Origin of the sequence: Paeniglutamicibacter sp. MACA_103 (assembly GCF_045798555.1) — a bacterium.
In the GTDB taxonomy this organism is placed as follows: Bacteria; Actinomycetota; Actinomycetes; order Actinomycetales; family Micrococcaceae; genus Paeniglutamicibacter.
This window is the reverse complement of sequence record NZ_JBIXLN010000118.1, coordinates 1-492: the sequence shown is the minus strand read 5'-3', so window position 1 is coordinate 492 and position 492 is coordinate 1. Positions and strand designations below refer to the sequence as shown.

1 protein-coding gene is annotated in these 492 nt (G+C 67.7%); it reads right to left on the bottom strand.

The genetic code is table 11. From position 1 onward, the window contains the following. The coding region (locus ACIPVK_RS21795; protein WP_407614070.1) for a hypothetical protein at positions 1-492 on the bottom strand (492 nt) is incomplete at both ends.

Genomic DNA, 492 nt, shown 5'->3' with positions numbered 1-492 from the left:
TTCCGTGGCGGCGATGACCGCCGTGAGGGTGGCTTCAAGCCCCGCGAGGATCGTGGCGGATTCCAGGGTGGAGACCGTCGTGAGGGTGGCTTCAAGCCCCGCGAGGATCGTGGCGGATTCCAGGGTGGAGACCGTCGTGAAGGCGGTTTCAAGCCCCGCGAGGATCGCGGTGGATTCCGTGGCGGCGATGACCGCCGCGAAGGCGGCTTCAAGCCCCGTGAAGACCGCGGTGGATTCCGTGGCGGCAACGACCGTCGCGAGGGTGGCTTCAAGCCGCGCGAAGACCGCGGTGGATTCCGCGGCGGCAACGACCGTGGTGGATTCCAGGGTGGAGACCGTCGTGAAGGCGGTTTCAAGCCCCGTGAAGACCGCGGTGGATTCCGTGGTGGCGATGACCGTCGCGAAGGTGGCTTCAAGCCCCGCGAAGACCGCGGTGGCTTCAAGCCCCGTGAAGACCGCGGTGGATTCCGTGGCGGCGATGACCGCCGCGAA